Here is a 13,138-nt window from a genome sequence, read left to right on the forward strand (position 1 = left end):
TTCGCCGCCCTGCCGAGGAAAGGTTCGCTTCCTTTCGCGCCGTCTCGGGCGTCCAAGGCGCGCCGTGCCGACCGATCGCTACGCTGCCGGCGCAGTCTCGCCGAGCCGCGCCCGCACCCGCCCAAACGCTGCGGCAAGGTCAGTCGCGCCGTAGCTGTATCGCGTCATGTGCGGCTCGTCCTCGCCACACCATTCCGCGACGCAATCGAGGCCCCAGCCGGCGATTGCCTCCGCGGAAAGCTCGGCGTCGGTCGCCTCGTCGAAGTACCGCTGCGTCTCGGCCGGGGAGGCATGGCCCCGGGCCGTCACCCACGTTTCGGCGATCGCGTCGAGCATGTCGTTCCGCGTACGAAAGAGCGAGCCGACCCATTCGTAATCGGTATTCATCGTTGCCTCCTGTCGCTTGCCGCGGCGCCTTGCCGCGCCCCCGAGCGTAGCGCAGGCGCGGACGGTCAGGCGAACCAGCCCCGCCGCCGAACACGTCAGAAACTGACATGCCCCTACGCGGCCCTAGGAAGCCCGTAGAGCCGCCTTAGGCGCTCGCCGCTATGGTGGGTAGCGGGCGGCCCCGCAGGACGCACCCAGGTGCCGCCAGAGGGCGCGCGGCGAGCCAGTGCGGCAGATCGCCGAGCGCGAAGGGGTGTCAGTTAGCACTGTGGTGTATGTTCGAAAACGAAAGCCTTTCCATTTCGAACGCACCCCGTCCGCTCCCGCCGCCGACCGTGATGCCAAGCTTCGCGCAGTCGCAGCGCATCTCGACCGCCCAGCGCTCAAGACCTGGAGCGCAGCGCACGACGCTATCGTTGCGGCCAGAGGGCGCGCGGGCCGCTTGGTCAGTCCCTGCCGGTCGGCTCGGCCGTCTCCGCCTGCGACTCGCGTGCAATCTCTCCCACGACCAACGACTCGCCGGACGGGGAGAAGATCGCGTCCCAAGCGACCGTTGCGCGCCAGGCTTCCGGGGTCGGCAACGCAACCTCCGGCCCTCCGGCTCGCTCGATCGCAACCGCCGTCAGCAGCATGGCAAGATCGGCGAGCCGCTCGGCCGTCGCGCGGCATAGGCCAAGCTCGGCGGCGGCGACCACGATGCTCGGAGCGACTTCGGCAAGCGCGCTCTCCGCGCCCTGCCGGAGCAGGTCGCCGATTAGGCGGTCCTCCTGGGCTTCCGTCAGAATGGCGAGGGAAAGCGCGTCATCCGCCCATGCCTCGGCCTCTCGCTCACGGTGCTTCCGCCAGCGCGCTTCGGCCAGGCGGCGGCCTTCCTCAGAGGTTCGGATCGTCGGCATGGGACGGCTCCCTCTTACGCAACATTATTACCCTGCAAATCGCGTCTACGCATCTTCCTTGCGTGTGCGCATGATGCGTGCATGCATTGTCGCAGAAACGCACGGAAATGGCCGCATCTGGCGCATTCACGCATGATTTTCGCCCTGACGCTAGCGAAGTCGCGCGCGCCTGCCCCCCGCATATGCTGCGCGCCCAGAAAGGACCCAAGAGGCGACGGCGCTGCAAAGGCTAAAGTCTTTCCATTTTGCACAACCCCGGGCGGGCAGAGCGGCCCGGCAGCAGCATGGGGTGTGCCAAAAACGAAGGCTTCGTTTTTATCATCGCTCGCGGCCCGAGGCGGCGGAGGAGTGCCAAAACGAAAGACTTTCCTTTTGGCATCAGGGGCGTCGTGTTCAATTTCAGAACAATTCCGTTTCTGAACGGGCGTCGTGCTCATTTTCGAAAGCCTTTCTTTCCTGAACATTCGCAGGGCGGTTTCGCGCCTTGCCCGTGGCGGGCTTGTGGTGGGCGTAGAACGCGGTCGGCGGGTCGGCGGTAGGGGGGTGGGTAGCGGCCGGGGCGGCGGAGGCCATCCAGCGCCCCCACAGGCCGATTGCGGGGCATGTCACGCCGCATCGCCCCGGGCAGCGGCTCGTGCCGGTCATGGCGGCAGTCCCTCGGCCAACGGCAGCGCGGCTTGTCGCGGGTTCGGCCCGGCCCGGCAGCGGCGCGGCTTCGGCCTCGCGCTGGCCAGCAGGCGGCGATGGCGCGCCAGTTCGGCCCCAACATGGCGTAGCAGCGCCTCGAGGCGGCGGGCGCGCTCGCGCAGCGCGTGGGCCTCGCAACGGTCGCAGCGGTCGGCGGTGGCGGCTGCGCGGATGGCGGCGAGCGCCTCGGATCGGCGCGCGTAGAACGCCTCCGCGTCGCGCCAGTCGGGGCGCAGCGAGCGCACCAGCGCAGCGGCACGCGCGAGAGGCGCTTCCTCGGCGAGCGTCATAGTGCGTGCGCCCGCTTGAAGGCGGCGACAAGCGGCGCGAGGCGGGCGGTAGCGGGGCGCATCAGAACGTCCTCCGGGTCGCGTTGGTAACTTCGTTCGGCGCCGGCGGCCGGGCTTGGTGGGTTAGAGTCCCATCTGACCGCCCGGGTTCGCGTCCTCGATGGCCGCGCGTATCTCCCCATCGAGCGCGTCAATCTCATCCGCCGAGAGACGGCGGGAGACAGGCTTCGGCAGGAACAGGACCGAGACGGTCCAGCCTGGGAACCACCAGGACGGTTCCGGTGGCGTGGTGGCGACGAGCGGCACGCCACGCTGCGCGAAGGCTTCCGTCAGCCGCGCGGCGAGCCCCGCGTCAGCGTAGGGCTGCGTCAGGATGCCGGCGGGCCGGCCGCGCCCCCAGACGAAATGCGCCGTGTGATCGAGGCCGCAGACACGCAGTCTTGGATGGCGGCGCACGAACCACGGTGAGCGGTGGCCGGCGGCAAGCTCGGCGAGTGAGAAGGTCGTGCGGGCCAGCTTCCATCCTCGCTTCGCGGCGAAGCGGGCGCAGTGTGCGGGGTGTTCGAGATAGGCGGCGCGACGGTCAGCGGACATGATCGGTCTCCGTTGCAGGGGTGGGGTCGTCAGGAAGCGGGGCGGCCAGGCCATAGGCCAGCCGCGCGCGGTCGTCCTCGGCCGGGTTCGGCGGCTCGACACACTCAACACACCGCCAGCCTGTATCCGGCAGGCACCACCACAGCGAGGCCGTGCCGGCGCGGGCGGGCCGCAGACGGCGCAGAAGTCGCGGCCTTCGATCAGCGGCGTCGGGCGGGCGCCGTAGGGCGGCCGGGCTTCGGGGCGCAGGGCGCAGCGGCGGCGCAGAGGCCCGGTCGAGCGCCTGCCGGAACGGGTTTGGGTCGGCGATCATGGCGCCGTCACCACGCCGGAGGCGGAGAGATGAATGGGCGGTCGGCACGACGCGCATCGCCACCCGCGAGGCGCCTCACGCTCACGCCAGAACCGCCCGCCACGGCAGACAAGGCACCACGCGCCCTGCGGCGGGGGGTCGAGCGATGCCCAGGACGGTGGCCGCGCTAGGTGCTCAGTCGCGATGGCAACCCGCTCGGCGAGGTCGCCCCGCAGACCGTCGTCAAGCGTCGCGGCTCCCTCAGCCGTGATCGTAAGCGTGCGACCGCCTGGGAGCGTCAGCCGGTAGCCGCCGCCCAGCGCCTCGACCGCCGCGCCCTTGTCCAGCCAGCGCCGCACCTCGCCCCCAAGCGCGCGCGCTGGCCGCTCGGCCACCATCCGCGCCCCGGGCCAGGTCGCGAGGATCGCCTCGGCGAGAGACTGTCCCACGGCGGGCTTCGTTTCGCAGCCGAGCGGGACACCTGAAACTCGCGGTTTTCCGCCGCTTTCGGCCAAGTGTCCCGCTGTCCCAGCCCTAGGGGGTGGGACAGTGGGACAGTGCAGGGACGCAACGGAATGCTGCGCCCGCGAAGGCGAGGCGGTAGGCGCGGGTCCAGAGCCTTCGGCGGCTTCCGGGACTGTCCCAGGGGTGTCCCGCTGGGACACTTCGTGGGACACCCCGTGGGACACCCTAAGCCATTGATCTAGCTGCGAAATACGGCAAGTGTCCCGCTGTCCCACGCTATAGGGGTGGGACAGTGGGACACCCGGGGACGCGGTGTCCCGCTGGGACAGGACGGCGGCGGCCAGCGCGGCCCAGTCAGGCGCGGCCATGCGCGGCTCCCTGCGCTTGCTTAAGGCGATGGACGGCGGAGCGGGACAGTCCCGTTTCCTCGGCCACGTCGCGTATGCTCATGCCGGCGGCGAGCAGCTCGGCGGCACGGGCGCGTTGCTCGTCGGCAAGGTCGCGCCATGCCCATGTGAGCCCGCTGTCGGGGGTCTCGACCAGCTCGGCGGCGAAGGGCGCGGCATCCGCCCCCGTCACGCCGCGCGCCTTTTCGAGATGCACCTCGAAAGCGGCGCCGCGCGTCGGGACGTAATCTGCCGGACGGCGCAGCGCGATCACGGTATCAAGCGCATCTTCGCGGCGGGAGGTGCCGCGTTGTTGGCCCCCCTTAGCTGCGTGATGGATGAGGATCACGCCTTTACCGAGACGGCGCAGCCGCAGGAGCCAAGCTTGCAGGTCGCCCCAATCGTCTGCTTCGTTTTCCCGCAGGCCGGCGGCCAGCGTCGAGATATTATCAAGAATGACGACTTCGGCCCCCGTGGCGGTCATCTCGGCCTCAAGAGCTCGCTGCGTCTCGGGCCGCGCGATGCTCGGCAGCCCCTCCGGCGCGAGGTCGGCCGCGAGGAAGCGGAGAAAGTCGGCCCCGGGGGGGTGTGTGGATGCGCCGCGGATCAGCCGCGCCAGGCGCTCTTGCAACTGCGCCGCGGGCATCTCTCCGTCCACGTAAAGCACGCGCTTCGGCGCGGGCGCGCGCCATTTCAGCGCGGCACCGCCCGACGCGACAGCGAGCGCGATGCTCAGCGCGGTGAATGTTTTTCCAAGGCCGCGTTTGGCGTAGATCATTACCAGCCCGGGACAAGGTAGCACCGGTTCCAGCGCGTATTCGCGTGGTGGCAGGTTCATCATGAGCAGCTCGGCCGCCGTCACGGAACGTAGGCGTGGAGGCTCGGGCGCGTCCGCGGCCGGGACTTCAATGAAACCAGGAGGAAGCCCGGTGTCAGGCATCACGCGACCTCCAGCATGTCAGCGGCGTCGGCACGCTCGCGGAACGGCATGATGATGCGCACCTGAAGCCCCTGCTGGCGTAGTCGGCGGGCGACTTCCTGCGCGGCGCGGAGGCCGGCATCGTCGTGATCGGCGCAGATGATCGCCTCGCGCGCCCATGCCGGCGGCGTGATCTTCGGCAGGTTCGAAGCGCCGAGGCTCGCCCACGTCGGAATGCCGAGCAGCATCGCGGCGGCTAACGCGGTCTCGACACCTTCGGCGAGCGCCCATCTCCCGACCGGATCAGGATGCCAGGCGAAGCGCGCGGCGCGTCCGGCGATGGGGCCGAGTGCGAGTTTCAGTTTCGATCCATCCGGCCGGCGTCTCGGGCTGCCGTCAGGCGCGATAAGGATGCGCTGGCAAGCGCGGATCAGGCCGGTTTCGGCGTCATTCACGCCGACAATCAACGCGTCGGTCTCGGCGTGCCACCGCATGGTAGGCGGCCATCCGACAAGCCCGGCATGCGGCGGCAGGCGAGCTGGGTCGATGCCCCGGCCGCGCAGGTAAACTTCGGCCGGCGTGTTGCAGATGCTCGGGCGCGCCTCGTGCCATAGGCGCAACGCTGCGGCCTCGCGCTCGGAATCGTCCGGCGCAGGCGGCGGCTTGGCGGGGCGAGGCTCGCGGCTCGGCGGCAGCTCGCCGAAGAAGGCGCGCGCAAACTGCACCGCCTCCGCGAAGTCGCAGCGGCGCGAGCGCTGAATCAGGTCGAACAGGTCGCCGCCCTCGCCGCGCTCGTGGTCGTGCCAGAGGCCAGCGCGCTCGCCGGCAACGGCCAGCGAGAGCGAGCCGCGCCGGCCCCATCGCAGCTCGCTGCGACTGCGGAACGTCGGCGTGCCGAGCAGCGCTTCGGCAACCTCGGCGGCGCGGGCGCGGAGGGCGGCGCGGAGGGTTTCGGTATCGTCACGCATTGTGAGCATCCTTTGACTGGATGCCCGGCGCGGGACTTGCGGCGATATGGTCGGGAGGCTATATCCGGCACGCGACACCCAGCGCATGCCGTTACCCCGCCCGGCCGCAGTCCTGCGCCGGGCGGTTTCTATTCAGCGGCGCGCTCGGTCGCAGAGGCGCGGGCGGCGGGGATGCGCTCGGCCTCGGCGGTCGGCGCGGCGGCGGGCAACGCATCGCGCAGACGCCATCGCGGGCGCTTCGGTGCCAGGTAGATCGGCTTCGGCAGGCGGCCAGCGGCAACGTCGCGCCAGATCGTTGCAATAGAGCAACGGCGCAGCGCGGCGGCCTCACGTGCGGTGATGAGCGCGTCACTTCCAGCCCATGCCGGCAGAGGCTCGCGGCGGGGCCGAGCGGCGGCGCGGGCGGCTCGGCGGGGGGGTTCGATTTCCAGGATCATGTCGGCACCTCCGATTCGGTGCCGATCCAACTAGATCACAGGGCAACTGGTGCACCAGGCCTTGCACTAGTGCAGAGGGGTTTGCACCAGTTTGTAACAGAATGTAACAGAGCCTCAAGTCTACAGAAGCATAGGCGCGCGATACGCGCGCAAACGGGCCAGCATCTCGGCCGGCAGGCGCGGCAGGGACGGTCGGCGTGGCGCGGTGGCGACGGGAAGAAGCGCCCGCCCGGCAAACACGGCGCGCTGCGCGCCGGCGGGGACGAATTCCCGCCCCCAATCGGCGAGCCAAGCCGCAGCGCCCGCCACGCGCTCCCGGCCGGCGGCGGTCTCGATCAGCGCCGCGACGGCATCTTCCGCCAGCGACGATGGGCCAAGCGTCACGGCGCCCGCGCCCTCGAGGACAAGCGCAGCCCAGAGATGCGGGGCCTTGGCGCGCGACCAGGAGTCCTTCAAGGACCGCAGCGACTGGCCTGGGCCTTCCATTGCAAATAGGACGCGGTTGACGCTGACGCTTGGCAGCTCGGCGGCGTGATGCTCGGCGGCGCAGACGAGCAGCGCCAACGCGATTCCCGCAAGCGCCTCCGGTCCCGTGCCCGCGCGGCGAAGATCGGCCGTAATCGCTCCCAGGCCGCGTGCCAATGCGAGGGCGATCCACCCTCCGGCCGGATCGATCACGACGCGGCGGGCTTCGGCCTCGGCCTCCCCGCGCGCGGCCGCGAAGGCGCCCTCGCCCCGCTCTATCTCGGCGCGCAGGGCAGCGAAGCGCGGCAGCGCGGCAAGCTCGGCGACGGTCAGGCCAACGGCCTCGGCGAGCCGCGCCAGCACGGCATCAAAACCCGCCAATACCATGTCACGCTGGATCGTTTCGGCGAGCGCGCCGAGCATCGCGGCGCCCCATGTCACGACGGCTTCACGCTGCGCCCGCTCGTTGCCTGGCCAGCCGAGCAGCGCAGCGAAGCGCGCAGTCTCGGCGAAGTCGGACCAGAACGAGGCCTCCGAAGGCGCGAGGGTGCTCACGGCGCCTTCCTCCGCAGCGGCACGACGGCGCCCTCCTGCCCGGCACAGAACCGCCCCCAAGCCTCCATCATCGGTCGGCGCTGGTCGAGAAGATCATCCCGCGCGTAAGCCGCGCGCACCTTGTCGCGATCGACATGAGCGAGCGCCAGTTCTGACAAGGTGTCGGGCCAGCCCGCCGCGAGCGACCAGCCCTTGAACGCGCTCCGGAAGCCATGCACCACGACCGCGCGGCCCTCGGCATCGCGCCATCGCGGTGGCGCGCCCTCTGGCAGTCCGTCGCAGGCCATGCCGCGCACCAGCATGCTCAACGCCATGTCGGACAACGGCCGGCCAGCCCGTCCGCCCGGGAACACAAGCGACTCCGGGCCGCGCGCGTGCGGCCGCATCGCGGTCAGGATCGCCATGGCAGCGTCAGAGAGCGGCACGCGGTGCAACCGCCCCGCTTTCATGTTCGCAGGTGGAACAATCCAGACGCGCGCTTCCATGTCCACCTCGTTCCAGCGCATCAGCCGCACCGCGCCCGAGCGGCTCGCGGTCAGGATCGTGAACGCCACCGCCCGTGCGGCGATGCCCTCGCGCTCGGCGAGCGCGGCCATGAACGCGGGCACGTCCTGCCACGGCAGCGCGGGATGATGCCGCACCGGTCGCACGCGCTTCGGCTGCGGCAGGGTCGCGGCAAGATGGCCGCGCCAGCGCGCTGGATTCGCGACGCCAGCGGGACGCCAGCCGCGCACGGCGGCGTCGTCTAGAACGGCCTCGATACGCTGCCGCAAGCGGGATGCCGTCTCGGGAGTGCGGGTCCAGATGGGGCGCAGCACGCGCAGCACGTCATCCGTGTCGATATCGGCGACGGGCCTGTGGCCGATCAGCGGGAAGGCGTGCCGTTCCAGCGTCGCGAGCCATTGCTTGGCATGCTTGGCGTTGCGCCACCCTGCGGCCTTGGAGGCGACGAGCGCGCGCGCTGCGGCCTCGAATGTCGCGGGGGGCGGAGCGGCGGCGGCGCGGCGGGCGCGCTCGCGTTCCTCGATCGGATCACGTCCGGCCGCGACATGCCGGCGCGCCTCGGCGGCGAGGGCGCGGGCCTCGGCAAGGCTCACGTGCTCGGCCGAGCCAAGCCCCATCCATCGCTCGCGACCGGCGATGGTGAAGCGGAACAACCAGGACTTCGCGTCGCCCGGCGCGACTTGCAGATACAGCCCCCCGCCATCGCCGAGGCGGATGGGCTTCGCGCCCTTGGCGGGGTCGTGGCGGACGTTCCGGATCATGACGGCCGTAAGTTTCGGCATCCCTACCCCCAGGGGCTGATTCCTTCCGCCGAACCGTTCCTACCCCCGTTTCTACCCCCGTCGGAGGGTGCGATAGGATGCGTCAGGTTGCGACGTGTTTAGACGGTCACCCCGAGGAAGGTCAAGGAATCTGCGGGTTTGCTGCGATGACCTGAAACGGGCTGAAACGCTGGTTTGGCGGACACTCCCTCCGCCAGGCTCAGGGAGAGGCTGGCGTATTCGGGACGGCTGGTCCGCCGGTTCGGCGGCGGGGGCGCGAAGCTGGTGCGGCGTCGGAGGCGGGGCCAGCAGGCCGGCAGCGATCGCGACGCAGAGGAGGGGCGTGCGGCGAAGAGGCCCGATGACACGGTTCGGCGTGTGTGGCGTTTGCGTGCTCTTCCCCTAGGCGTCGGGCGCGACGTCGCGTGACAGGCTCGTGGCCTCTATGCCGCGGCGTTGTCGTCGCTGCCGCGCGAGCGTGGGGTGCCCGACCGGCATGCTGCGCACGCGCTTTGAACCAGCTCCGAGACCGCACGAGACCGTCTGCCGAGGGGCGCGATGACCATGGTGCGAGTGCGATGGGGAACAGCCGGCGCCGTGATCGGGCCGGGGACGACGCTAGGGTGACGGACCTCGACCTTGTTGCGCTCGTCGCCTCGTTCGATCCGGGCGTCGGCCGGTCGCGCGTCGTGGGGCCAATCGCCCCCTCGTGCTTTCGCGACTTGCGAGAAGGAGCAGGAGAAGACGAGCGAAGCGCCCACGGGGGCCATGCCTTTGGCGGCCCACGGGCAGCGACGAGGGCTTAGAGTAGTCGGTGCGCAGCGATCTGTCGGGCGCGGACTACCCCACGCGGATCGGCTCGCGCACGCCAAGCGGCGGCAGGCATCCTGTTACAGTTGGGGTCCCAAACATCTCAGGATTGGTGGTTGTGATCTCACGTGGGATCTCGGCGGCTTCGAACCGTGGCGGACTGGCGGAGGCGCTTGCACCCCTACGCGCCAAGCTCGGTCCGCCGATCCGCGAGCGGGAGGTGCTCCGCGTAGCGGCCGCCATCGAGGGGGAAGACCAAGATGCGGCTGGAGAGGCCGCGCGCCGAGCCATTCTTTCTTGGGCACAGGAGCACTGTGGCGGAAGATCTCCCCGAACGCGCGTGGCAGGGAGAAACCTGTGATTACATCGCTCCCGGACGGACCACGCTCGGCGTGCGACTTGCGACCAAGGCAGCGGAGCTGTGGGCTCTGCGCGGCGACGATCCGGACAAGAGGGTCCCCAGGAGGGTTTGGACGACCGAGGTGACAATCGGCCGGAAAGAGGGGTAGCGACCGCACCTGAGCCTTCGCCTCCTGGTGGCCTCGCCGGAGGAGAAGCCCGAGTTAGACCCCGCGGTGCCTGCTCTCCTGCGGCAGATCGCACGTAATCCTGGTCTTTCCGCTGACGGCGTTCCCCTTTGTGACGCGCCTTGGCAAATCGGTTCCGAGGACGAGCTTTCGCAGCTGATCGGTCTTCTCGAGGCCCCGGCGCGTCGCCTTCCAGTCTTCGTCGCCTCGGGAGACGAGAGGGCCGACGATCCTGACCGACCGTTGATCGACGTCGAGATGCTGGCGCGCACGACCATCGGCCTTGCACACGTCTTCGTCGTGCCGGCGCGTTTCACTTACGGCCTGTCGGACGCGTTTGGGAAGCTGCGCTCTTGCTATCACGGAGCTGTCCGCGCCTACCTGCCGGGTTTCGACTCGGCAGCCGATCCCTACGACCATCCTCTTCGGCTCGGGGATCTTGTGCAGCGCGACCCGGCCGCGATTGTGGCCGAGCTGCGTCGCTTCGCAGCGAAGGAAAGCCTCCGGCGTCTGCATCTTGGGCGACATGTCCTGGCGTTCGCTTCCCTGCGCAGCGCCTCCATCAAGCTCGAACAGGAGGCCAAGGCCTCCACCCGGACGAGCGAGGCCGAACAGCTTGAGAGCGCCCGTCGCCAGATCGAGGCGTTGCGAGCGGAAGTCGAGGAAAAGCAGGCGGAAGCCGAGCAGCATTTCAAGCTTGCCCAAGAGGAAGAGGAGCGGGCGAAGGTCGCCGAAACCCAGCTTCACCATGCACGGGAGAGAATTCGGCAACTTGAGGCGCAGCTCGCCAGGAGAGGCCAGAAACCGGACGAAGATGTGCAACCTCCTGCTGCCTGGAGCGAGCTCGCGGACTGGTGTGACCGCACCCTCATCGGCCGGCTGGTGCTCGCGCCGGCGGCGCGTCGCGGCATCAAGAAGGCCGAGTTCGAGGCCGTTTCTCTCGCGGCACGCTGCCTCCTTTGGCGTGCGAACGAATGCCGCAACCGCCGGCTCAATGGCGGCGGATCTCTCGCGAACGTTCCGATCGCGCGCGGCATCGAGAATGCGCCATGCGGCGAGGACACCTTCAAGTTCGAGTTCCAGGGCCGGCGCCTCGAGGCGGACCGGCACATAAAGAACCGCGGGAACACGAGGGATCCGCTGCGCTGCCTGCGGATCGACTACGCCTGGGACGAGCTGACGCATCAGATTGTGGTCGCAGACATGCCGGGCCATCGCCGGACGGGAGCAAGCTGAGCGCCCAAAGCTCGCAGCTTGTTGCCCTGATGCGGTTTGCCGAGTGCTTCCGCGAGCGCGACCGGAGCTTCAGCTGACCGATCGCATGTCCGGCAGGCGACGCGACGAGGTGGATCGCCGCCTGAGCTCCCCTTCTGCGCGCGTCACGCGCGCCGGCTCGTGCGCTCGCGCCAAGGGCCAACGGTTCGGAGCGCCGCGCGACCGATGCATTCTCGTCTGATCGAGCGCACGGTCATTAGGTCGCCAGCCCTCACCGTCAGTACACGACGTCCATGTAACAGCGATTCCTGAGTGACTGGTCAGAACGCAGGGCTCACTTCGCAGGCAGAAACGTCCGACCCCGCCCCCGCAAGCGCGCCCACGCCACGCCGCCGCGGCCGCGACGATCCGCATCACGTGAACAGAAGCGTCGCCCCGCCCGCCTCGGACGCAGGCACAAGAAAGCCAGACGCGACACGCCTTCCCCTCGCCCCGGCGATCGCGGCGATCGCCTGGGCGCCGTCGTCGGTGCCGATCACCACGCCCGCGATGAAGGGAAGGCACGGCAAGGCAAGGCCCTCCAAGCGTCGCCTCGCCCCCTCCACCCTGTGGATGGCAAGACGCCCCGACCCGACCGCGAGCACGAACCCGTCCTCCACCGGAACAGGGTCCTGGCCGACGAGACGCCCGAGCCGCCCGGCCGCCTCGGCAGGGTCGGAGACGGCAAGGATCACCTCGTCGAGCGAGACGGCCCGGTTCGGATGCTCGAGAAGATGCGGCTGCCACAGAAGCTCCGGCGTGAGGTGGCGGATCAGCTGCATCCGCCCCTCCGGCGCCTCCGGGCTCGGCAGGCGTGCGAAGCGCGCGGTGCGCACGCCCTCGCGCGTCTCCACCGGTCGCTCGAGCCAGGCGATGCCGCCGATCGCCGCCCCGCCCGCGCGGAGCCGGGCGAGCTCGGCCTCCGCGTCGTCGATGCCGAAGGCGACGATGTGGATCCCCTCGTAGCGGGCGAGGAAGCGATCGAGCGTGTTCGAGGGCAGGGCCGGGTCGATGACGGCGATCAGCTCGAGATAGCCGCGGCGAAGCATCGCGCACCGATTGCCGGTGCCGATCGGGCGGACCACGCCGTCAGGCCCCGGCGCCTGGTGCTGGGCACGCGGCGTGAGCCGGAAGCCGAGCGACTCGTAGGCAGAGGCGAGACGGCCGAGGTCACGCCCGGCGATCCCGACATGGTCGAGCGAGGTCGCGGCCATCGTCACGCCTCCCCGGGCAGGGTTTCGTACTTCGCCTCGCGCCAGGTCTCGGCCGCTGCCTCCGCGTACCACCGCGCCACCAAGGGGTGCGCGCGCACGGCCTCGACATAGGCGCGCGAGCCCTCCGACAGCGGCGGCGACCAGGTCAGGAACCGGGTCACCACAGGCGCGTACATTGCATCCGCAAGGGTAAAGGAGGCGCCGAACAGGAACGGCCCGCCCTCGCCGAACCGAGCGCGGGCGTCGGCCCAGAGCGCCTCGACCCGGGCGATGTCGGCGAGGCACTCGGGCGTGCGGTTCCGCCCGGCGGCACGGGCGGCGAAGTCCTCGCCGAGGTTCATCCACATCGCCTGGCGGAGCGCGCGGAACCCGGCATGCATCTCGGCGCTGATCGCCCGCGCATGCGCCCGCGCCCGCCGCTCCGCCGGCCAGAGCCAGGGGGCGAGTTCGGCGCAGTATTCGGCGATGGCAAGGCTCTCCCACACCACCGCCCCCTTGTGATGCAGACACGGCACAAGCCCGCTCGGCGAGACCGAGCGGATGCGCGCCGACGTCTCCGGCTGCCCGAGCCGGATCACCTCCTCGGTGACGTCGAGCCCGGCGAGCCGCACCGCGAGCCAGCCGCGCAGGCTCCAGGACGAGTAGCGCTTCGAGCCGATGTAGAGCGTGCCCTCCGCCATCCGCTTCCTCCTCGAACGAGCCGACGCGGGCAGCCTGCCATGTGCTG

13 protein-coding genes are annotated in these 13,138 nt (G+C 70.1%); 1 reads left to right on the forward strand and 12 read right to left on the reverse strand.

The genetic code is table 11. The annotated features are described in order from the left end of the window. Positions 1-78: 78 nt before the first annotated feature. From KO353_RS05620 to KO353_RS05665, 10 genes are all read right to left on the reverse strand, one after another. A complete protein-coding gene (locus KO353_RS05620) occupies positions 79-387 on the reverse strand; it encodes a hypothetical protein (protein WP_218286740.1) in 309 nt (102 codons plus the stop codon). Between the two features lie 446 nt (positions 388-833). Beyond that, a complete protein-coding gene (locus KO353_RS05625; protein ID WP_218286741.1) occupies positions 834-1,283 on the reverse strand; it encodes a hypothetical protein in 450 nt (149 codons plus the stop codon). 641 nt (positions 1,284-1,924) lie between these two features. Beyond that, positions 1,925-2,260: a hypothetical protein gene (locus KO353_RS05630; RefSeq protein ID WP_218286742.1), complete on the reverse strand. Its 336-nt coding sequence runs from the start codon at positions 2,258-2,260 to the stop codon at positions 1,925-1,927. Between the two features lie 123 nt (positions 2,261-2,383). Then, on the reverse strand, positions 2,384-2,854 hold the full coding sequence (locus tag KO353_RS05635) for a hypothetical protein (protein WP_218285390.1): 471 nt from the start codon (positions 2,852-2,854) through the stop codon (positions 2,384-2,386). A gap of 309 nt (positions 2,855-3,163) precedes the next feature. After that, positions 3,164-3,595 (reverse strand): hypothetical protein, encoded by a 432-nt coding sequence (locus KO353_RS05640; protein ID WP_218285391.1) that lies wholly within the window; start codon positions 3,593-3,595, stop codon positions 3,164-3,166. A gap of 370 nt (positions 3,596-3,965) precedes the next feature. Next, positions 3,966-4,937, reverse strand: coding sequence for an AAA family ATPase (locus KO353_RS05645; protein ID WP_218285392.1), 972 nt, complete (start codon positions 4,935-4,937; stop codon positions 3,966-3,968). Next, positions 4,937-5,884 (reverse strand): toprim domain-containing protein, encoded by a 948-nt coding sequence (locus tag KO353_RS05650; protein ID WP_218285393.1) that lies wholly within the window; start codon positions 5,882-5,884, stop codon positions 4,937-4,939. Before KO353_RS05650 ends, KO353_RS05645 begins: the two co-directional genes overlap by 1 nt. 128 nt (positions 5,885-6,012) lie before the next feature. Beyond that, complete coding sequence (locus KO353_RS05655) at positions 6,013-6,321, reverse strand: helix-turn-helix transcriptional regulator (RefSeq protein WP_218286743.1); 309 nt, start codon at positions 6,319-6,321, stop codon at positions 6,013-6,015. 120 nt (positions 6,322-6,441) lie between these two features. After that, a complete protein-coding gene (locus KO353_RS05660; RefSeq protein ID WP_218286744.1) occupies positions 6,442-7,341 on the reverse strand; it encodes a hypothetical protein in 900 nt (299 codons plus the stop codon). After that, positions 7,338-8,627 (reverse strand): tyrosine-type recombinase/integrase, encoded by a 1,290-nt coding sequence (locus KO353_RS05665; protein WP_235692037.1) that lies wholly within the window; start codon positions 8,625-8,627, stop codon positions 7,338-7,340. The genes KO353_RS05660 and KO353_RS05665 overlap by 4 nt, the downstream gene beginning before the upstream one ends. A 1,325-nt stretch (positions 8,628-9,952) precedes the next feature. On the opposite strand from KO353_RS05665, the gene KO353_RS05670 reads away from it, so the two are divergent. Next, complete coding sequence (locus KO353_RS05670) at positions 9,953-11,179, forward strand: hypothetical protein (protein ID WP_218286745.1); 1,227 nt, start codon at positions 9,953-9,955, stop codon at positions 11,177-11,179. Positions 11,180-11,571: 392 nt separating this feature from the next. Here KO353_RS05670 and KO353_RS05675 read toward each other — a convergent pair whose 3' ends face one another. Both KO353_RS05675 and KO353_RS05680 read right to left on the reverse strand, forming a co-directional pair. After that, positions 11,572-12,411: a VOC family protein gene (locus tag KO353_RS05675; RefSeq protein WP_218286746.1), complete on the reverse strand. Its 840-nt coding sequence runs from the start codon at positions 12,409-12,411 to the stop codon at positions 11,572-11,574. Positions 12,412-12,413: 2 nt separating this feature from the next. Continuing rightward, entirely contained in the window at positions 12,414-13,091 is a 678-nt protein-coding gene (locus KO353_RS05680) for a glutathione S-transferase family protein (RefSeq protein WP_218286747.1), read from the reverse strand. Positions 13,092-13,138: the final 47 nt, after the last annotated feature.

The sequence above is a fragment of the Elioraea tepida genome, from assembly GCF_019203965.1.
Classification (GTDB): domain Bacteria; phylum Pseudomonadota; class Alphaproteobacteria; order Acetobacterales; family Acetobacteraceae; genus Elioraea_A; species Elioraea_A tepida.

Bases quoted from the DNA above. Each gene is read 5' to 3' on its own strand.
- KO353_RS05675 (WP_218286746.1), bottom strand. From the start codon at position 12,411: ATGGCCGCGACCTCGCTCGACCATGTCGGGATCGCCGGGCGTGACCTC.
- KO353_RS05655 (WP_218286743.1), bottom strand. From the start codon at position 6,321: ATGATCCTGGAAATCGAACCCCCCCGCCGAGCCGCCCGCGCCGCCGCT.
- KO353_RS05645 (WP_218285392.1), bottom strand. From the start codon at position 4,937: ATGCCTGACACCGGGCTTCCTCCTGGTTTCATTGAAGTCCCGGCCGCG.
- KO353_RS05665 (WP_235692037.1), bottom strand. From the start codon at position 8,627: ATGCCGAAACTTACGGCCGTCATGATCCGGAACGTCCGCCACGACCCC.
- KO353_RS05650 (WP_218285393.1), bottom strand. From the start codon at position 5,884: ATGCGTGACGATACCGAAACCCTCCGCGCCGCCCTCCGCGCCCGCGCC.
- KO353_RS05680 (WP_218286747.1), bottom strand. From the start codon at position 13,091: ATGGCGGAGGGCACGCTCTACATCGGCTCGAAGCGCTACTCGTCCTGG.
- KO353_RS05620 (WP_218286740.1), bottom strand. From the start codon at position 387: ATGAATACCGATTACGAATGGGTCGGCTCGCTCTTTCGTACGCGGAAC.
- KO353_RS05630 (WP_218286742.1), bottom strand. From the start codon at position 2,260: ATGACGCTCGCCGAGGAAGCGCCTCTCGCGCGTGCCGCTGCGCTGGTG.
- KO353_RS05635 (WP_218285390.1), bottom strand. From the start codon at position 2,854: ATGTCCGCTGACCGTCGCGCCGCCTATCTCGAACACCCCGCACACTGC.
- KO353_RS05625 (WP_218286741.1), bottom strand. From the start codon at position 1,283: ATGCCGACGATCCGAACCTCTGAGGAAGGCCGCCGCCTGGCCGAAGCG.